This window comes from Streptomyces sp. NPDC046931 (assembly GCF_040644655.1).
Lineage (GTDB): Bacteria > Actinomycetota > Actinomycetes > Streptomycetales > Streptomycetaceae > Streptomyces.
The window spans coordinates 167,859-185,816 of the sequence record NZ_JBEYWX010000006.1 but is presented as its reverse complement, the minus strand read 5'-3'; the positions used below and the strand labels follow the sequence as shown (position 1 = coordinate 185,816).

The window sequence follows — 17,958 nt, the reverse complement described above, 5'->3', positions numbered from 1 at the left end:
TGGCGGCTGCTCCTCGGATACGTACGACCGCACCGGTGGGCGTTGTGCGCGGGTGCGCTGCTGGCGCTCGTCACCGGGGCCACCGGGTTGCTGTTGCCGCTCGTGGCGCGCGGGCTGATCGGCGACCTGGCGCACGACCGGCCCGTCACCGGGGCGCTGCTCGGCATGTCGGGGCTCGTGCTCGCCAACGCGGTCGTGGGCGGGCTGGGTTCGTACGTGCTGCGGCGCACCGCCGAGTCGGTGGTGCTCGGTGCGCGGCGCGAGCTGTCGTCGTATCTGCTGCGCCTGCGGATATCCGCCGTGGACCGCACCGAGCCCGGCGATCTGATGGCCCGTATCACCTCCGACACCACGCTGCTGCGGGAGGTGACCACCGACTCCCTGGTCGGTCTCGGCACCGGTGGGCTGACGCTGATCGCGACGGTGGTGATGATGGGCCTGGTCGATGCGGTGCTGCTGGGCGTCACGCTCGCCGTGGTCCTGGGCGCGGGCACCGTGCTCGGGGTCATCGTGCCGCGCATCAACCGGGCGAGCAGGCAGGCCCAGGACGCGGTGGGCGCGATGGGCGCGTCGCTGGAGCGGATCCTCGGCGCGCTGCGCACGGTCAAGGCGTCGGGCGCGGAGCACCGCGAGGAGGAGTCCGTCCACGCGGCGGCCGAGGAGTCGTGGCGGCAGAGTGTGCGGGCCGCCAAGTGGACGGCGGCCGCGGGGAACACGGCGGGCCTGGCGATGCAGATCGCCTTCATCACCGTGCTGGCGGTGGGCGGGGCGCGGGTGGCGACCGGGTCGATCGACGTGGGCACGCTGGTCGCGTTCCTGCTGTACGTCTTCTATCTGATGTCTCCGATCCAGGAGGTCGTCGGCGCGGTCACCCGGTACCAGGCGGGCTCCGCCGCGCTCGCCCGGATCCAGGAGGCGCTGCGGCTGCCCGCCGAACCGCCCGCGCGGCCCGCGCCGTTGCCGTCGCCCGGAGCACGACCGGCCGCGATCGCCTTCGAGGAGGTGCGCTTCCGGTACGCAGACGACCTGCCGTATGTGCATCACGGCGTGACCTTCGCGATGCCGGGCCGGGGCATGACCGCCTTCGTCGGCCCGTCGGGGGCGGGCAAGACGACCGTGTTCTCGCTGATCGAGCGGTTCTACGACCCGGAGTCCGACACCATTACGCTCGACGGCCGTGACGTGGCCGAGTGGGAGCTGTCCGAGCTGCGGTCCGCCATCGGCTATGTGGAGCAGGACGCGCCGGTGCTGTCCGGGTCGCTGCGGGACAACCTGCGGCTCGGCAATCCGGAGGCGGAGGACGCCGAGGTGGCGCATGTGCTGAAGACGACGCGGCTGGACGCTCTGGTGGAGCGGCTCCCCCGGGGGCTCGACACGCTGGTCGGGCACCGCGGGACCAAGTTGTCCGGCGGGGAGCGCCAGCGTGTCGCGATCGCCCGCGCGTTGCTGCGTCGCCCGCGTCTGCTGCTGCTGGACGAGGCGACGTCACAGCTCGACGCGGTCAACGAGGCGGCGCTGCGGGACACGGTCGCGGATGTGGCGCGGTCGACGACGGTGCTGGTGGTCGCTCACCGGCTGTCCACCGTGACGACGGCCGACCGGATCGTCGTCATGGACGCGGGCCGGGTGCGGGCGATCGGTACTCATCGTGACCTGGTGGCCGGAGACCCCCTGTATGCCGAACTGGCCGCGACCCAGTTCCTCGCGGCGGCCGACTGAGGGCGCCGGGTAAGGCTCCGCGCCATGCGGCGGCGGCACAGTCCGGCCGACACGCCATCGGACGGGCGTGGCGTCGCCTCACGCCGCCGCCGGGCAGGGCCAGCCGTGGTCGGCCAGCCTTCCCACCTCGTATCCCCGTTGCTCACAGGTGTCGAGGACCAGCGGTACCGCACCCAGCGCCGCCCGCCAGGCGCCCGGGGCGGAGGTGCAGTCGGAGTCGTGCAGCAGGATCGTTCCGCCACCGTCGAGGTCGGCTGTGACCGTGCGGTGGACGGACTCGGGCGTGGCGCGGGCGGTCCAGTCCTCGCCCCAGCAGGTCCACAGCACCGTGGTGAGTCCGAGACGGCGGGCGGCCAGGTGGGCGGCGGCCGACATGATGCCGTACGGAGGCCGGAACAGCCGCGGCTGCCGCCCCGTGATACCGGCGACGGTGTCCCGGGCGCGGGCGAAGTCGTCGTAGGTGGCGCGTGGGCCGCGCAGGAGGAGGGGACGATGCAGCCAGCCGTGGACGCCGATCTCGTGGCCCGCCGCGGCGATCTCCCGGACCAGGCCGGGAGAGCGGTCGGACTGGCTGCCGAGCAGGAAGAAGGTGGCGTGCACGCCGCGGTCGGCGAGCAGCCGCAGGAACAGCGGGGTGGACAGGGGGTCGGGGCCGTCGTCGAAGGTGAGGGCGACATGGCCGGCCCGTCCGCGCCCCGACAGCCGGGGCATGACGCGGTTGCGGAGCGGTCCGAAGGTGGAGACGACGGGCGCGACCTGGGCGGCGGCGAGGGCGGGCAGCGCGGCGCGGGCGACCGTGCGGATCAGGCGTGCGGCGGTCATGAGGGGCGTTCCTGCGGACGGTGCCTTGCGGTGGTCACAAGTGGTGTCCCTCCGGTCGGGGGCCGCGGCCCGGGTGCGAGGTCGTCCAGGTCCGGCCCTGCCCGGTGCCCCACGCGGCACACACCACGGCAGTGGCCCGGTGACGGCAGCGAACCGGCGGACCGGTGTCCAGGATGGCAGCCCCGGGCCGTGGATCCGCGCAGTCTCGGCCGTGCGGCCGCCATCCGGGTCTGCGGCTTTCTCGCGCGGAGGCCGTGCGCGGATGTGCCGGCCCCCGGGAACCTTCGACCGGCCGGGGGCTGTGGTCACCGCATCCAGGCGCTGTACGACAGCACGTCACCGGTCTTGAGACCGTACTGGGGGTCGGCCTTCGTGGCGGTGGTCTCCAGGCCGAGTACCGCGCCGGTGGCGGGATCCAGGATCAGCATGCCCTGGCCGGCGTGCGCGATGTCGTCGTACACGTACGCCTGTCCCTGACGGCCCAGCCGGTCGGTGAGCGCGCCGACCGGGCGCAGGCCCTTCGCGTCGGCCAGGACCCGCACCAGGGCAGCGTTCTCCCGTGATCCCAGCGTCCAGTTGTCGAGCAACCGGGAGACCGCGTCGACCAGTTCGGGCGTGTTCGTCGTGGTGGTGGTGTCGATCTCCTCCAGATAGGCGCGCAGGGCCGCGGCCGTGTGCGGGGGCCGAGCCTGGGGCGGGGCGTCGCTCCAGCTCGGCCAGTACATCTTCCGGCTGAGGACATGGCCGTCCTCGACGGTGCGCGGGGTGCCGTCGGCGTCGGTGATGACGGGCGTGCCCGGGTGCCGCGGGTCGGTGGCCACGACGAGTTCGGTGTGGCTGCCGTCGGCCTGCCAGCGGACGACCCGCTCCTCGGGCAGTGTGATCGGCGGACGGGATCCGGGACCGGTGCTCAGGCCCAGGCTCCAGGTCTGCGCATGGGTGCCCTGGCGCAGTGTCAGCGAGCCGTGGGCCGCGACGGCCCGGTCGGCGAGTTCCCTCAGGGGGACGGGAGCGGAGCCGGCCCGCACGGTCAGGGGACGGGGCGCGGCCACGGCGGGCGCGGTGGTGGGACCGGACAGCAGCAGTGTGGCGGCGACGGCGGCGACGGCGGTGGCCGCGGCGAGGGACCAGGCCCAGCGTCGTACGTGCCGGGCAGGGCGCGCGGGTGTGCCGCTGTGCAGCAGGCGGCGCAGGCGGCGCTCGGCCTCGTGGCCGAGGGGACCGTCCTGGTAGCGGGGGTCCGAAGCGGGCACGGGGTTGGCGCGGCGCAGCAGCGCGAGGTCGTCGGGCACGGCAGGCTCCGTCCGTGTGTCGTGTCCGTCAGCCATGGTCGTGCTCCTTCGGAGTGTCGCGCCGGGGCGCCACGGCGCGGGCCGGTGGGGTGGGGATTCCGCGCCGGGGCGCCGGGGCACCGGGCGGTGCGGTCGGGGTACCGCGAGGAGGCGCTACGGCGCCGGGCGGTGCGGTCGGGGAATCGGGGCGGGACACATCGGCGTCCGACGCTGCCGTCCAGGTGCCGCTAGCGGTTCGGGCGGCGTCCGGGACCCCCTCGGTGGGGGCGCCGCCGGGCATCCCGGTGACCGGCATCCGGTCGATCTCCGCTCTCAGGCGTCTGCGCGCACGGTGCAGGCGCATCGACGCCGCGCGGCTGCCGCAGCCGAGCGCGACGGCGACCTCGTCGATCGCGAGTTCCTCCCAGGCCGTCAGCCGCAGGACCTCCCGGTCGGCCGGGGACAGCCGGGCCAGTGCCTCGTGCACCCAGCCGCCGGGGGTGTCCGAGTCGGGGCTCGCCACGGTCTGCCGGCCGTGCGCGGTCTCGTCGTTGCCGAGCCGGTCGAGGAGCCGCCGACGGCGGCCGTGGCCGCGTACCGTGTTGGCCAGGCAGTTGCGCGCCACCCCGTACAGCCAGGGCAGCGGGGCGGCGGGCAGGTCGGACCGGCGCCGCCAGGCCACGGTGAACACCTCGGCCACCACTTCCTCGACGTCGCCGGTGCCGCTGTCAAGCCGTCGCGCGACATAGCGGCTGACCGCCCAGTAGTGCTCGCGATAGGCAGCGGCGAAGATCTCGTCGTCGCTCATGTTCCGTTGGTGTCCGGCAGGTTCGGGAACGTCACACCCTCCCGTGTGACGCTCGTCGCGTTCCCCGGGTGTGAGCGGCCGGGGGGAGGCGGACACAGGCGGGGCATGGAGAGCAACACTGTCACGCCGCGTCCGGCGCCCCCCGCCGCGGCCGCACGCCGTCCCGGGACCGCCGCGGTGAGGTGGCTGACCACCACGGACCACAAGAGGATCGGCACGCTGTATCTGGTCACGGCGTTCGTGTTCTTCTGCGTCGGCGGGGTGATGGCCCTGCTGATGCGGGCGGAACTCGCCCGGCCCGGCTTGCAGATCATGTCGAACGAGCAGTTCAACCAGGCGTTCACGATGCACGGCACGATCATGCTGCTGATGTTCGCGACGCCGCTGTTCGCCGGTTTCGCAAACTGGATCATGCCGCTCCAGATCGGCGCGCCCGACGTGGCGTTCCCGCGGCTGAACATGTTCGCCTACTGGCTCTACCTGCTGGGTTCACTGATCGCCGTCGGTGGGTTCCTCACCCCGCAAGGGGCCGCCGACTTCGGGTGGTTCGCATATGCGCCGCTGTCGGACGCGGTCCGGTCGCCGGGCGCCGGCGCCGACATGTGGATCACGGGTCTGGCCCTCTCGGGCTTCGGGACGATCCTCGGCTCGGTCAACTTCATCACCACGATCGTCTGTATGCGCGCGCCCGGCATGACCATGTTCCGTATGCCGATCTTCGTGTGGAACGTGCTGCTGACCGGTGTGCTCGTCCTGCTGGCCTTCCCGGTCCTCGCGGCCGCGCTGTTCGCCCTGGAGGCGGACCGGCGGTTCGGCGCCCACGTCTTCGACGCTGCGAACGGCGGTGCCCTGCTGTGGCAGCACCTCTTCTGGTTCTTCGGCCACCCGGAGGTGTACATCATCGCGCTGCCGTTCTTCGGCATCATCAGCGAGGTCATTCCGGTCTTCAGCCGTAAGCCGATGTTCGGTTACATGGGCCTGGTCGGCGCGACCATCTCCATCGCCGGCCTGTCCGTGACGGTGTGGGCGCACCACATGTACGTCACCGGTGGCGTGCTGCTCCCGTTCTTCTCCTTCATGACGTTCCTCATCGCCGTCCCGACCGGCGTGAAGTTCTTCAACTGGATCGGAACGATGTGGCTGGGCTCGCTGTCCTTCGAGACACCCATGCTGTGGGCCACGGGTTTTCTGGTCACCTTCACCTTCGGCGGTCTGACCGGTGTCATCCTGGCGTCCCCACCGATGGACTTCGCGGTGTCCGACTCGTACTTCGTGGTCGCACACTTCCACTACGTCATCTTCGGCACCGTGGTGTTCGCGATGTTCTCCGGCTTCCACTTCTGGTGGCCGAAGTTCACCGGCAGGATGCTCGACGAGCGGCTCGGAAAGATTACTTTCTGGACGCTGTTCACCGGTTTCCACGGCACGTTCCTGGTGCAGCACTGGCTGGGCGCGAACGGAATGCAGCGCCGCATCCCGGACTATCTCGCGGTGGAGGGCTTCACCACGCTCAACACGGTCTCCACGATCTTCTCGTTCGTGCTCGGTCTGTCGTTCCTGCCGTTCCTCTACAACGTGTGGAAGACCGCCAAGTACGGCAAGCCGGTGCGTGCCGACGATCCCTGGGGCTACGGCCGCTCGCTGGAGTGGGCGACGCCCTGCCCGCCACCACGGCACAACTTCGTGTCCCTGCCGCGGATCCGCTCCGAGTCACCGGCGTTCGACCTGCACCACCCCGAGGGGAATCCCCGGTGACGGACCGTCCGGTGGACGTGAGCGTGCTGATCAGCGAGGTCGAGGGGCATCTGCTCCTCCAGGCCGCGGTCTCGGAGGGCCGCGCCGCCGCGGAGCGTCTCACCGGCCCCCTGGTCTGGCTCACCGGCACCCAGCGGGAGGAACTCGAGGAGCGTTTCACCCATGAGTATCTGGCTCTCGCCCGCCGCTCCTGGCAGCACACCGCGCGGCGCGGCACGGAACTGCGCGCCGAGTACGAGGACAGATACCGTGCCCTGCGCCGCAGGCTCTGCGCGGGCTGGCTGCTCGGCGCGGCGCTGTGCGTCGTGGCCGCTCTGCTGACACGGGTCAGCGGTTAGGGCAGTCCCCGCGGGCCAGTGCGCCTGCCGGATCGTGATGTGCCGTCAGCCAACAGTGTCTGCCGGGGCGGCGGGTGATCACCTGACGGCGGATCAAGGGAGCGGCGTTCCGGGGAGCGGGGTACGGCAGCCGAGGAGCCGGGTGAGGCAGCCGAGGAGCCGGCCGCGTGAGCATGCGCTCCCGGGCCGGCTCCGCCTCATGGTCCCGGCAGCGGCACGGAGCCGTCCGGCGGCCACCCCGTCGGCCTCAGGATCGCGAGCAGTTGCCGGACCAGTTCGTCCACGATCTCCTCGAGGGTCGCGTCGACCCAGCCCGCCCGCCAGTCGTGCAGCAGGCCGTTGACGCTGCCGATGAACGCCGTGGCCGCGATCCGGTAGTCGCGCGGCGCCGCCTCGCCGCGCTCGACGGCCAGAGCGGCCTCGGCGCAGATGAACTCGACCCACCGGGACCGGCGTTCCAGCCGCTGTTCCTCCAGCCGCGGGCTGACACCGATGATCTCCACAAAGGTGATCCGGATGCGGCGCGGATCGGAGGTGACGTTCGCGGCGTACGCCCCGAAGACCGCGGCGGCGCGCTCGGCGAGCGGCAGGTCGCGGGCGCCGGTGAGGGCGACGGCCGCGGCCTGCTCCGCCCAGTCGTTGACCTCCAGATGCAGGGCGGCCAGGACGTCCTCGAGGGTGTGGAACTCCTCGTAGAACTGGCGCGTCGACAGCCCCGCCGCCTCGCTCAGCGCCGCGACCGTGGTGCCCCGGAAGCCGGGGCCGGCGCCGAAGAGCTGGAGCGCGGCGTCCAGGAACCGCCGACGCCGCTCGGCCTGCCGCTCCTCGGCCGACTTGCCGCCGTAGCGACCCGTGGGCTGTCTGAGTCTGCCCGCCACGCACTCCCCCGCGTCATTCGATGGTCCGTTCGCCTCTCGTCAATCTTGTCGCGCGCGGAGTCTTGTGAAGAGGGCCACCCCCTTCTTACTTTCCAGTAAGTCACTGTGAACGTAGGCGTATTCAGATTCCATCGACGACAGGGACCCCACCATGCCTGCCTTCAGACCCCGGTACCTGCTCGCCCTCGCCGCCGTCCTCGCCCTGACCGCCGGCCAGACGGCGACGGCGGCCTCCGCGCAGGACTCCTCCGCCGCCGCGCTGCGCGAGGTGATGTTCGTGGGCAACAACTGGGACGGCACCGCCGACGTCATCGGGTCGAGCGGCGACTTCGCGAGGATCGGCCGCGTCAACGTGATCCCCGACAAGGCCGAGCGGCTGGCGGAGATCAACGCCGACCCCATCAAGTGGATCTACTTCATGGCCATCCGCAACAGCGTCGGCGAGGGGCACGACCAGTTCGTCGACGACATGTACTCCACTCCGGACGGCAGGTGGATGGTGGTCTCCCGGCCGAGCTTCGCCGACGTGGTGTCCATCGACCTGGCCACCGGCACGATCAACTGGCGTTTCCCGGTGGCCGGTTACCGCGCCGACCACATGGCGGTCTCCCCCGACGGCGCCAGGGTCGCGGTCTCCGCCTCCACCGCCGGCAAGGTGCAGGTCCTCGACATCGGCACCGGGAAGGAGCTGGGCTCCTTCGCCACCGGCGACAAGCCCCACGAGAACATCTTCACCAAGGACGGCAAGTACATCTGGAACATGGCCATCGGCGACGTCACCACCTCGCTCGACGACCCGGCGTGGGACTGGACGAAGGGCGACCGCCACATCACGGTCGTGGACGCCGCCACCTTCAAACAGGTCAAGGTCATCGACATGCGGAGCCGGCTGGACGCCGTCGGCCTCAAGGACTTCTCCGACGCGGTACGCCCCGCCGTCTTCGCCCCCGACGAGTCCAAGCTCTACTTCCAGGTGTCGTTCTTCAACGGCTTCCTGGAGTACGACGTGGCCGCCGACAGGATCACCCGGGTGAAGACCCTGCCGAAGAACCCGGCGACCGGCGAGGACCGCACCACATGGGTCAACGACTCACGCCACCACGGTATTTCGATGAACCCGTCCGGAACCAGGCTGTGCGTCGCCGGGACGATGGACGACTACGCGACCGTCGTCGACCGCGCCACCCTCCGGCAGGGCCCGCTCGTCGCCGCCTCCAAGCCCTACTGGGCGACAGTGAGCGGGGACGGCAGGGACTGCGTCATCTCGGAGAGCGGCGCCGACCAGGTCACCGCGGTCGACTTCGCGACGGGCGAGAAGACGGTCTCGGTCCGGGTCGGCGACCACCCGCAGCGGGTGCGCCTGGCGCATGTCCCGGCGGACTGGAGGGGCCCGTCCGCTAGCTGATCTCCCTCGCCGCCCACGCCGACAGCTCCGCCCGCGCCGCGCTCAGCAGGGACGCGGACGGAGCCGTCGCCCCGTTCGTGACCAGCGCGTAGTGCACGGCCGCGGTGTCGGACGCGGTCAGCAGGAGCCGCTTGCCGCCCAGGCCACCGGGTTCGTCCGCCACGGCGATCGGGGCCGGCCCGGCGGAGGCGGGCAGTCCCGCCGCGGTGCCGAGGTCGCAGACCACGGTGGTGGACGCGGGCGGGAAGGAGGCGGGCAGATGCAGCTCCGTGGGCGCGGCGGAGCCGTTCGAGCGCCAGACCAGAACGCCGTACTGACCCGAGCCCACCAGACGCGCCACGTGGGGCAGCGAGTCCGGGACCGGGTTCCAGGTCAGGGTGGTCGCGCCGTCGCGGGATCGGTCCTCGTAGGTGAAGGCGAGCGCCGTCCCGGCGGTGGCACCCGGGTAGAGCCGGTCCAGCAGCCGGGCGTCCTGGCGCAGGACCGGGGAGCCCGAGTCGTCGAGGGCGACCGCCGAGAGGTCCTCGCCGTTCCAGGCGTCGCCGACGGTGAGCACCTTGCCGGGGTTGCCGTTCATCAGCTCGCGGTGCCGGCCGCTGTAGAGGTCCCACTGCCACTGCGTGCCGGACAGCACGGCCCCGGAGTTCATCGGTTCCGTCCACCAACGCGCGCCCGGCAGGCGGGAGTCGAGGGCCTGGTACATCGCCTTCAACACGGTGGGCGCCTTGTCGGAGACCGAGCCGGACAGCGGATGGCCGAACTCGCTGACGACGGCGGCCGTGCCCAGGGCGGCGGCCCGGTCGCGCACGGTGCCGAAGTCGCCCGCGTACTGCCCGTCCCCCGCCTTGCCCCACATGAGGATGCCGGAGATGGCCTTCTGGTCGTAGAAGTGGGTGTTGAGGACGTACCGCGGTCCGATCGTGCCCGCGTCGAGGAGTCCTCCCTCCTGCCGCCGAAAGGAGATGTTGGCGTTCCAGAAGAGGTTCGGCTCGACGAAGGCCGGCTTGTCCTGCCAGCCCGCCGCGTCCATGCGCGCCCGGAACCGGGCGTAGAACGGCCAGAGCACGTTCCGCTCCCAGGTGCGGCCGGTCTCCCCGGCGTCGTACCTGCCCGCGTACGGCTCGTTGTAGGGGTCGAAGCCCACGACCTGTGCGAACTCGTCTTCCGTCAGGTACCGCGTGAGGTAGGCCATGGTCTTCTCGGCGGTGGCGAGGAAGGCGTCCTGTACGCCGTACGCGTTGTGCCAGAAGTCGTACGACGCCCTCGTCACCGCCTGGTTCTGGGTGATGTTCTGGCCCCAGAAGAAGCAGACACCGCAGGACTCCGCGGGGTAACTCCCGGCGTCCACCACCCACTTGGGCGCGCCGTCGCCGGTGTACCAGCTGCCTTGGCCGAAGAGGTGACGGGAGTGGAGGTCCTGGTGGAAGTCGGGCAGGACACGGATGCCGGCGTCGAGGAACGCCCGCATCTGGTCGGTGACCGCGGCGAGGTAGGCCGTGTCGGCCTGGCCGCGGACGGGCTCGGCATGGGCCCAGGAGAGGAGGAAGCGGACCGCGTTGCCGCCGCCCAGGGCGCGCACGGCGGCGGCGGACTTCCTGGCGTCGGCGACCGAGGCGAAGGGCAGTCCGCCGTTCTCCTCCAGCTTGGTCTCGCCGGAGACGTTGTAGCCGCGCAGCACGACCTCGCGGCCGAGGCCGTCGACGAGGCGGCCGTCCCGCACGGTGAGAGAGGCGGACGCCGGGGCGTCGAACCAGAGGGAGCCGGGAAGAGAGGCGGCCGCGACGGGCCGGCCGCCCGTCGCCGCGAGCAGACCGGTGAGCGACACGAGAACGCCGAGCAGACGTACGCGCAGCTTTGCCATGTACAGCACAATCAGCCGAGGGATGCATCACGTCAACACCCGGCGCCGGACGGGCGCGGCGGGCGAGGAACACGCTTTCTGCTGACATACCGTTATCAAGCGCATGTCCGTGATCGAAGGGGCGGGGATGACGGATTTTCAGGGCGGGCTGCTCCGTGCGCTGCCGGGCACGCTACGGGAGCACGCGGCCCGGCGGGGGCGCAAGACCGCGTACCGGGACGCGCTGCGGTTTGTGACCTACGGGGAGTTGGAAGAGTATCCGGGCCGCCTCACCCTCGTGGACGTGGACGACCGGCCCGAGTCGCTCCGGCCGCTGCCCGCGGCCGTGGCCACCGGTGAACCTCAACTCGCCGTCCACGGGGGCGTGGTGAGCGTTCCGCGGCTGATGCCCAGCCCCCCGTCGCCCACGGTGGCTCGCTCGGCACGGGCACCGTCCTGATCAACGGCGGTACCGGGTCCCTGGGCGGGCTGCTGTCCCGGCACCTGGTCACCGCCTCCCTGGGGGCACCCTCGTTCGGCATGGACGAGGGCGCCCGGCACGCACTTCGCCCGCTGCGCCCGGCCGTGGGTCCGGGTGACCCGGCGCTCGTGTGCGTTCCCGGCTTCGCCCCCCACCTGGGCCGGACCTGGCACGCGGGGATCGCCGCCCACTTCGACGGCGAGCGGGACGTGTTCGAGGTGCGGCACCCGGGCATCGACGACGGGGACGCCGTCGCACGGGACCTGGCGACGCTCACCGCACTGCACGCCACGACCGTGCGGCAGGATCTGGGCGGCCGCCCGTTCGTGGTCGCGGGCCACTCCATGGGCGCCTCGGCCGCGCACGCGGTGACCACACGTCCGGCGGACCGGGGCACTCCCCCGGCGGGGCTCCGTCCTGCTGGACCCCTACCACATCACTGCGGACCGGGAGGCCGAGCCCTGGCTGCTGGCCCTGCCCGCCCGGCTCGCGGTGGAGGCGGGCGAGCGGTTCGACACCGCGGTGGACGAGCTGACCCTGCTGTCGCTGGGCGCGTACACCCGGGTGTTCCGCGGCTGGCAGCCGACGCCGACGGACGTGCCCACGCTGCTGGTACGCGCCACGCGGCCGCTGCCGGGCATGCCGGACCGGTGGCGGTCTGACTGGCCCGGTGCCCACGACACGGTGGACCTCCCGGGCACCCGTCTGAGCTGCTGGAGGAGCACGCGGCCACGATGGCGCGGGCGATCCGCGGCTGGGTCGGATCGCTCTGCCGGTGAGTCAGTCCGCTGCCTGTCCGGGGCTACGCGGGGGCAGGCGGTGCAGTCGTACGTCCGTGAGCGCGCCCTCGGTCACCGTCGCGGTCATGTACGTGCAGTGGGGCTGGCGGCGGCGGTCGGTCGCGGAACCGGGGTTCAGCAGCCGCAGGCCGGTGTCTGTGGTGCTGTCCCACGGGATGTGGCTGTGCCCGAAGACCAGCACGTCGAGGTCGGGGAAGCGCAGGGCGCAGCGGCGTTCGCGGCCCTGGGCGGCACCCGTCTCGTGGACGACGCCGAGGCGCAGACCATCGAGGTCGGCGCGGGCCACCTCGGGCAGCCGGGCCCGCAGAGCGGGGCCGTCGTTGTTGCCGTGGACGCCGATCAGCCTCGCGGACCGGCTCTCCAGCAGGTCGAGCGTGGCCGCGTCCACCCAGTCGCCGGCGTGGACCACCACGTCGGCACGCGGGAGTTCGGCGAGGAGCTGCGGGGGAAGTTCCCTGGCGCGCCGGGGGACGTGGGTGTCGGACATGAGCAGCAAGCGCACAACGGCAGGGTGTCATGACGCAGCGGCCGGGGCACGCCACCGGGCGCAGGCGCCGCGGGTGGTCGTCAGGTGCGTACCGTCGTCGGCGGGTGTTCCAGGTGGAGGTCCGCCCACACCTGCTTGCCGCCGCTGACCGGCAGCGTCCCCCACGCCGCCGCCATGGCCTCCACGAGCAGGATGCCGCGGCCGCCCGTGGCCTCCCAGCCGATGTTCGTCGGCTTGATCGGCGTACGCGGTGAGGCGTCCGCGACCGAGACCCGCAGCCGGTGGTTCAGGAGGGTGAGGTCGAGGCGGACTTGGCCGTCGGTGTGCACGAGGGCGTTGGTGACGAGTTCGGAGACGACGAGCAGCACCGTGTCGATCTCCTTCTGCTCCACGCCCCAGGTGCGCAGGGAGCGCCGGGTGAACCGGCGGGCGTGCCGGACCGCCTGGGGCACGCGCCACACCGTCCAGGTCTCGCGCAGCGGGCGCACCGCCATCCCGTCGTAGCGGACCAGCAGGAGGGCGACGTCGTCGCTGCGGTTGGCGTCGGCGAGCAGCACGTCCGCGACGAGTCCGAGGTGGCCGGGATCGGCGGCGGACAGTTCCCCGGCCAGCCGCGCGAGGCCGTCGTCGAGGGGGGTCTCGGCGGTCTCCACCAGCCCGTCCGTGGTGAGGGCGATGACCGCGCCGGGCTGCAACCGCAGCGGGGTCATCGGGAAGTCGGCCTGGCCGACGACGCCGAGGGGCGGTCCCCCCTCCGCCTCGATGATCTCCGTTCTGCCGTCCGGATGGCGCAGCGCCGGCGGGATGTGTCCGGCGCGGACGCACCAGGCGGTGCCCTCCTCCATGTCGACGTCGACATAGCAGCAGGTGGCGAAGAGGTCGGACTCCATGTCCACGAGAAGCCGGTTGGCGTGCGCGACGACGACGTCCGGGGGGTGGCCCTCGGCGGCGTACGCGCGCAGGGCCGTGCGCATCTGTCCCATCAGGGTGGCGGCACCGGCGTTGTGGCCCTGGACGTCGCCGATGACGAGGGCGGCGTGGTTGTCGGGCAGCGGGATCACGTCGTACCAGTCGCCGCCGAGTTCCAGGCCCGCGGTCGTGGGCAGATAGCGGGCCACGGCTACGGCGCCGGGCAGTTGGGGCAGGCGGCGTGGGAGGAGGGCGCGCTGGAGCATGCCGATGAGTTCGTGCTCGGCGTCGAAGGCGTGGGCGCGCACGAGCGCCTGTCCGGCGAGGCCCGCGACGGCGGTGAGCAGGGCGCGTTCGTCGGGGGTGAAGTCGTGCGGGCGGTCCCAGCCGACGAGGCAGGCGCCGGCCGTTCCGCCGCCCGCCGGCAGCGGCAGCACGGCGAGGCCACCGGGCCCGACCTCGGCGAGCGCGGGCTCCAGGGCCGTGCCGGCGGGCCAGACGGCCGGGCGGCCCGCCCGGAGCGCCGCGGCGAGGGTCGGCATGGCCCGTACGGGAGCGTCGGGCCACTCGGTGCGCCACTCGGTGCGCCACACCTCGGGCCAGGCCTCGGGTTCGGGCGGGTCGAGGACGGTGACGACGAGCCGGTCGGACTCCAGCTCGGCCAGGGCGATCCGGTCAGCGCCCAGCGGGGCGCGCAGGGCGGCGACCACGGCCGTGCTGACGTCGCGGACGGTGCCCGCGGTGGCGAGGGCCGCGGCGAGCCGTTGGATGCGGGTGACGTCGCTGACGGCGGGGCGCAGCTTCGAGGCCTCGGCGACCGTACCGACGAGCCGGGCGGGGCAGCCCTCCGTCGCGGGCACCAGCCGTCCGCGCAGCCGCAGCCATTTCGGCTCGCCGGAGGGCTGGAGGATGCGGAACTCCAGCTCCCGGTCGCCGACGGACGTACGGTCGGGTTCGACCACGGACATCAGGGCCGGCAGGTCTTCCGGAACGGTCCTGGCGAGCAGGGTTTCGACCCTGCCGTCGAACGCGTCCCGATCGATGCCGCACAGATCCAGTACCTCGTCGTCGACCTCGACCCGGCCGCTGTCCACGGCCAGGCTGAAGGAGCTGCCGGCGAGTGTGCCCTGGACGGCCGAGGCCGGCGTGGGGCCGGCGAGGGCCTCGGCGACGAGCTGGAGGCACTCGCGGTCCTCGGCGTCGAAGCCGCCCGGCTGGTCGGTGACGGCGGCCAGGCAGCCACCGTCCCGCAGGGGCAGCACCCCCAGCGAGAAGTCCGGTTCCGGGGGCAGCCGGCCCGCGTCGGCACAGCGGCCGAGGTCCTCGGGGGCGAGCCACAGGGGCTGTCCTGCGGGGTGGACCGCGGGGGCGTTTGCGGTCAGGGGGTGGACGTCGCGCAGTCCGTACAGCGCCCTCGGCACGCCGACCGTCTCGATCAGGCGCAGCCCGTCACCGTTCTCGTGCGGGGCGTAGACGGCGGCGAGTGTCGCCCCCGTGTAGGAAAGCGCCTGTTCGAGGATGCGCCGCAGACGCTCGCGGGGTTCGAGATCCGTGGTGAGCGTCTTGAGGGCAAGTTCCGCACGCTGCGTTCTCGTTCTGCGTCCCGCAGCGCCCTCACTGCCCACTCTGCAATTACAGCGCTTCCGCGACGTCGGCGCAGCCCCTCTGCGCGTGTCGGTGCAGCTCTTTGTGCATGTCGCCTCTGTGCATGTCGCCTCTGTGCATGTCGCCTCTGTGCATGTCGCCTCCGTGCATGTCGCCTCCGTGCATGTTGTGTCCGTGCGCGTCGTCCCTGGGATGCCCTGGCCGGAACGACTTAGCGGCAGCGAACGCTCGGGGCGTCCACGGCCGACGTACAGCGGTCCGGCCCTCCCGCCGGAGGGCCGGACCGTTCTGGCTCACGGGCTCAGTGGCCCGACAGGGAGGAGCCGTCGGCCGCTCCGCCGCCCTGCGCCTGCCCGGACTGGTCGCTGCCGGACGGGTCGGCCGCACCGCCCGCCCCGGCGCCGCTCTGGTCGCCGGTCCCGCTCTGGTCACCCGGGGTCGCGCCCTGGTCGCCGGCACCGCTCTGATCGCCAGGGCTCGCGCTCTGATCGCCAGGGCTCGCGCTCTGATCGCCAGGGCTCGCGCTCTGGTCACCAGGGCTCGCGCTCTGGTCACCAGCGCCGCCCCCACCGCCGGCGCCTCCGAGGCCGAGCGTCGCGCCGGTCGCCTTGAGCGCCGTGGTCACCGGCTGGAAGAAGGTCTCGCCGCCGGCGGTGCAGTCGCCGCTGCCGCCCGAGGTGAGGCCGATCGCGCTGCCGTCCTGGGTGAACAGGGAGCCGCCGCTGTCTCCGGCCTCGGCGCAGACGTTGGTCTGGATCAGGCCGGTGACGGTGTCGACGCCGCCCGGGTTGGTCTCGCTCTGGAAGTTGACGGTGGCGTCGAGACCGGTGACGCTTCCGTCGTGCAGACCGGTGGTGCTGCCCATCCGGAAGACCTGCTGGCCCACCACCGCGTCCGCGGCCTGGGTGATCTGGACCGTCTGCCCGTTGCCGGCATTGACCTCGCTCGGGGCCTGGGTGTTGGGGTCGTCGTACTTGACCAGCGAGAAGTCTCCGTTGCCGGGGAAGGTGGCCTGGTCGACGGTGGCGATCGGCTGGCCGTTCTGGGAGTCGGACCACTGCTTGGCCGCGACTCCGCAGTGGCCGGCCGTCAGGAAGGCCGGGCTGCCGTCGCTCGCCGTGACGTTGAAGCCGAGGGAGCAGCGCACGCCGCCGCCGTTGGCCTGGGCGAAGATGGCGTCACCGCCGGACACGAACGTCTTGAACGTGCCCGCGGACTTCTTGAGGGTCGCCACGCCCGAGCCGAGGCTGTTGACCGTCGACTGCACCTTGTCCCACTTGGCGCCGGTGACGCTGCTGTCGGCGGTGACCCTGATCTCGTTGGTCTTGGGGTCCACGGACCACGCGGTGCCGGGGACCGTGGCCTTCGCCTTGAGCGTCCTGGCGGCGGCCTGGAGGTCGGCGGTGCTGTTGCGGACCTGGTTGGGGACCGCGCCCGCCTTTCTGATGGTGTTGACGACGTTGCTGTCGTCACCGACCACATTGACGACGATCTGCTGCTTGTCGGCGTTGTAGTAGGAGCCCGCGAAGGCGTCGCCCAGCTGCGAGGCCAGCTGCGCGGCGAGGTCCGAGACGTCGGCCGCCTTGAACGTCTTCGGGGTGCCGCCCTGCGACGGGTCCGTCTGGGACGCGTTGGCGTTGGGCAGAAGAAGGGCCGCCGCTCCGAGCGCCGCCACGCTTCCCGCCGCGATCGCGGCCTTGCGCTTGGGTATGCGTTTGTGACTCAACTCTTGACCTCCTGGGGACGGGGTGGGTTGCCGCCGTCCGGCAGCTGACTGGGCGCCTGGATGCCTGTTGATACGCAGGTGTCACATGGGGTGTTCAACGGCTCGTGCAACTGGCCGAGTTGGCGTATGCGAAAGCGTGAGATAGGTGGCAAACGCGTCTGCCGGGGCTTGGCGAGGGGTAAAGAACCACGCATGACGCCAGCGGAAGCCGACAAGATCCTCTCCGACAGCTTCGCCCCCTGGGTGCAGGAACTGGGCCTGACGGTGGTGGAACTGGACGACCGGCGGGCCGTGCTAAGGCTGCCCTGGTCCACCCGGCTCGCCCGGGAGGGTGGCGCGCTGTCGGGTCAGGCACTGATGGCCGCGGCCGACACGGCGACGGTGATCGCGGTGTCGGCGGCATGCGGCGGTTTTGTGCCCATGACGACCGTCCAGCAGTCCACCACCTTCCAGCGCGCGATCGTGGACGCGGACGTGCTGGTCGAGGCGGTGCTCACCAAGCTGGGCCGGCGCCTGGCGTTCGCCGACATCACGATGACCGTGGGTGACACGGCGCAGATCGCGGCCCGGGCGAGCACGGTGTACGCACTGCTCGGCCAGGACCCCCGGACCGGCAGCGGCGGGCTTCCGTAACGGCGCGGATCCGCGCACGGTCTGCGGGCGACCCGCACACGGTCGGCGACCGATCGGTCACGATCGGTTCCGGACGCGGAACGGAATTTCGGCTTCAGGGAATCTGCACAGCCATTGCGCAAGCGGGTCACCGTGCGCGACGGATCTGCACACTCGCGCACCGGGGGCCGCACTATTGGGCCAGGAGTGTCCCTTTCGGGTTCCGTGCTGCAAGGGGCCGTCGGAGTGGATGCCGCGCAGCATGTGAAGAAGTCGCCGACACGTCGTGCCCGCACCTGCACGGGTCCCCGCTTCGGAGCGTCAATTTCCCTGGTGAGAGCGCTGGTTGATTGGAAGAGCCACGCGCCGGCGTGCTTTGATCCGTTGCACCGCGGGGCCGCCCCCACGGGCCCCGGCGCCGGGTGCCCGGCGCTCGCGGACGCGGCCGACCGTCTGTCCCCAGAGGGGGGCCGCTCTCCCCCTTGTGAATATCCATATGAAG

The 17,958-nt window shown here is 72.1% G+C and carries 14 protein-coding genes and 2 pseudogenes; 7 read left to right on the top strand and 9 right to left on the bottom strand.

Annotation, left to right across the window (positions count from 1 at the left end; genetic code table 11):
- Positions 1-6: 6 nt before the first annotated feature.
- Positions 7-1,719, top strand: a complete 1,713-nt coding sequence (locus ABZ876_RS14555) for an ABC transporter ATP-binding protein (RefSeq protein WP_361779955.1) — start codon at positions 7-9, stop codon at positions 1,717-1,719.
- Between the two features lie 78 nt (positions 1,720-1,797).
- Here the strand turns inward: ABZ876_RS14555 and ABZ876_RS14550 are convergent, their stop codons facing one another.
- From ABZ876_RS14550 to ABZ876_RS14540, 3 genes and pseudogenes are all read right to left on the bottom strand, one after another.
- Complete coding sequence (locus ABZ876_RS14550) at positions 1,798-2,541, bottom strand: polysaccharide deacetylase family protein (protein ID WP_361779538.1); 744 nt, start codon at positions 2,539-2,541, stop codon at positions 1,798-1,800.
- Between the two features lie 305 nt (positions 2,542-2,846).
- Positions 2,847-3,833: a CU044_5270 family protein gene (locus ABZ876_RS14545; protein ID WP_361779952.1), complete on the bottom strand. Its 987-nt coding sequence runs from the start codon at positions 3,831-3,833 to the stop codon at positions 2,847-2,849.
- 292 nt (positions 3,834-4,125) lie between these two features.
- Positions 4,126-4,620 (bottom strand): annotated as a pseudogene (locus tag ABZ876_RS14540) (sigma-70 family RNA polymerase sigma factor); the annotation flags it as partial.
- Between the two features lie 105 nt (positions 4,621-4,725).
- Between ABZ876_RS14540 and ctaD the strand changes: the two are divergent.
- Positions 4,726-6,375 (top strand): cytochrome c oxidase subunit I, encoded by a 1,650-nt coding sequence (gene ctaD / locus ABZ876_RS14535; protein WP_361779535.1) that lies wholly within the window; start codon positions 4,726-4,728, stop codon positions 6,373-6,375.
- A complete protein-coding gene (locus ABZ876_RS14530) occupies positions 6,372-6,713 on the top strand; it encodes a hypothetical protein (protein WP_361779532.1) in 342 nt (113 codons plus the stop codon). The genes ctaD and ABZ876_RS14530 overlap by 4 nt, the downstream gene beginning before the upstream one ends.
- Before the next feature lie 197 nt (positions 6,714-6,910).
- On the opposite strand, the gene ABZ876_RS14525 is transcribed toward ABZ876_RS14530, so the two are convergent.
- Positions 6,911-7,591, bottom strand: a complete 681-nt coding sequence (locus ABZ876_RS14525; RefSeq protein ID WP_361779530.1) for a TetR/AcrR family transcriptional regulator — start codon at positions 7,589-7,591, stop codon at positions 6,911-6,913.
- A 151-nt stretch (positions 7,592-7,742) separates the two neighbouring features.
- Here ABZ876_RS14525 and ABZ876_RS14520 point away from each other — a divergent pair, with 151 nt between their 5' ends.
- Positions 7,743-8,996 carry a YncE family protein gene (locus ABZ876_RS14520; protein WP_361779527.1) on the top strand — a complete coding sequence of 418 codons (1,254 nt, stop codon included), beginning with the start codon at positions 7,743-7,745 and terminating at the stop codon, positions 8,994-8,996.
- Here the strand turns inward: ABZ876_RS14520 and ABZ876_RS14515 are convergent.
- On the bottom strand, positions 8,989-10,857 hold the full coding sequence (locus ABZ876_RS14515) for a cellulase family glycosylhydrolase (protein WP_361779524.1): 1,869 nt from the start codon (positions 10,855-10,857) through the stop codon (positions 8,989-8,991). The two genes, ABZ876_RS14520 and ABZ876_RS14515, sit on opposite strands and share 8 nt — an antisense overlap.
- A 127-nt stretch (positions 10,858-10,984) precedes the next feature.
- Here ABZ876_RS14515 and ABZ876_RS14510 point away from each other — a divergent pair, with 127 nt between their 5' ends.
- Both ABZ876_RS14510 and ABZ876_RS14505 read left to right on the top strand, forming a co-directional pair.
- The gene (locus ABZ876_RS14510; RefSeq protein WP_361779521.1) at positions 10,985-11,296 is read left to right on the top strand and encodes a hypothetical protein; all 312 of its coding nucleotides are present in this window, start codon (positions 10,985-10,987) and stop codon (positions 11,294-11,296) included.
- Between the two features lie 80 nt (positions 11,297-11,376).
- Positions 11,377-11,718, top strand: a pseudogene (locus ABZ876_RS14505) (thioesterase domain-containing protein); the annotation flags it as partial.
- Between the two features lie 27 nt (positions 11,719-11,745).
- Here the strand turns inward: ABZ876_RS14505 and ABZ876_RS14500 are convergent.
- From ABZ876_RS14500 to ABZ876_RS14485, 4 genes are all read right to left on the bottom strand, one after another.
- Positions 11,746-11,958 (bottom strand): hypothetical protein, encoded by a 213-nt coding sequence (locus tag ABZ876_RS14500; RefSeq protein ID WP_361779974.1) that lies wholly within the window; start codon positions 11,956-11,958, stop codon positions 11,746-11,748.
- Positions 11,959-12,097: 139 nt separating this feature from the next.
- Entirely contained in the window at positions 12,098-12,619 is a 522-nt protein-coding gene (locus tag ABZ876_RS14495) for a metallophosphoesterase (protein ID WP_361779518.1), read from the bottom strand.
- Between the two features lie 65 nt (positions 12,620-12,684).
- Positions 12,685-15,138: a SpoIIE family protein phosphatase gene (locus ABZ876_RS14490; RefSeq protein WP_361779515.1), complete on the bottom strand. Its 2,454-nt coding sequence runs from the start codon at positions 15,136-15,138 to the stop codon at positions 12,685-12,687.
- Positions 15,139-15,419: 281 nt separating this feature from the next.
- Positions 15,420-16,844 carry a S1 family peptidase gene (locus ABZ876_RS14485; RefSeq protein WP_361779512.1) on the bottom strand — a complete coding sequence of 475 codons (1,425 nt, stop codon included), beginning with the start codon at positions 16,842-16,844 and terminating at the stop codon, positions 15,420-15,422.
- Between the two features lie 192 nt (positions 16,845-17,036).
- On the opposite strand from ABZ876_RS14485, the gene ABZ876_RS14480 reads away from it, so the two are divergent.
- Positions 17,037-17,477 carry a PaaI family thioesterase gene (locus ABZ876_RS14480; RefSeq protein ID WP_361779509.1) on the top strand — a complete coding sequence of 147 codons (441 nt, stop codon included), beginning with the start codon at positions 17,037-17,039 and terminating at the stop codon, positions 17,475-17,477.
- Positions 17,478-17,958: the final 481 nt, after the last annotated feature.

Bases quoted from the DNA above. Each gene is read 5' to 3' on its own strand.
- ABZ876_RS14510 (WP_361779521.1), top strand. From the start codon at position 10,985: ATGACGGATTTTCAGGGCGGGCTGCTCCGTGCGCTGCCGGGCACGCTA.
- ABZ876_RS14520 (WP_361779527.1), top strand. From the start codon at position 7,743: ATGCCTGCCTTCAGACCCCGGTACCTGCTCGCCCTCGCCGCCGTCCTC.
- ABZ876_RS14500 (WP_361779974.1), bottom strand. From the start codon at position 11,958: ATGCCCGGCAGCGGCCGCGTGGCGCGTACCAGCAGCGTGGGCACGTCC.
- ABZ876_RS14515 (WP_361779524.1), bottom strand. From the start codon at position 10,857: ATGGCAAAGCTGCGCGTACGTCTGCTCGGCGTTCTCGTGTCGCTCACC.
- ABZ876_RS14480 (WP_361779509.1), top strand. From the start codon at position 17,037: ATGACGCCAGCGGAAGCCGACAAGATCCTCTCCGACAGCTTCGCCCCC.
- ctaD (WP_361779535.1), top strand. From the start codon at position 4,726: ATGGAGAGCAACACTGTCACGCCGCGTCCGGCGCCCCCCGCCGCGGCC.
- ABZ876_RS14550 (WP_361779538.1), bottom strand. From the start codon at position 2,541: ATGACCGCCGCACGCCTGATCCGCACGGTCGCCCGCGCCGCGCTGCCC.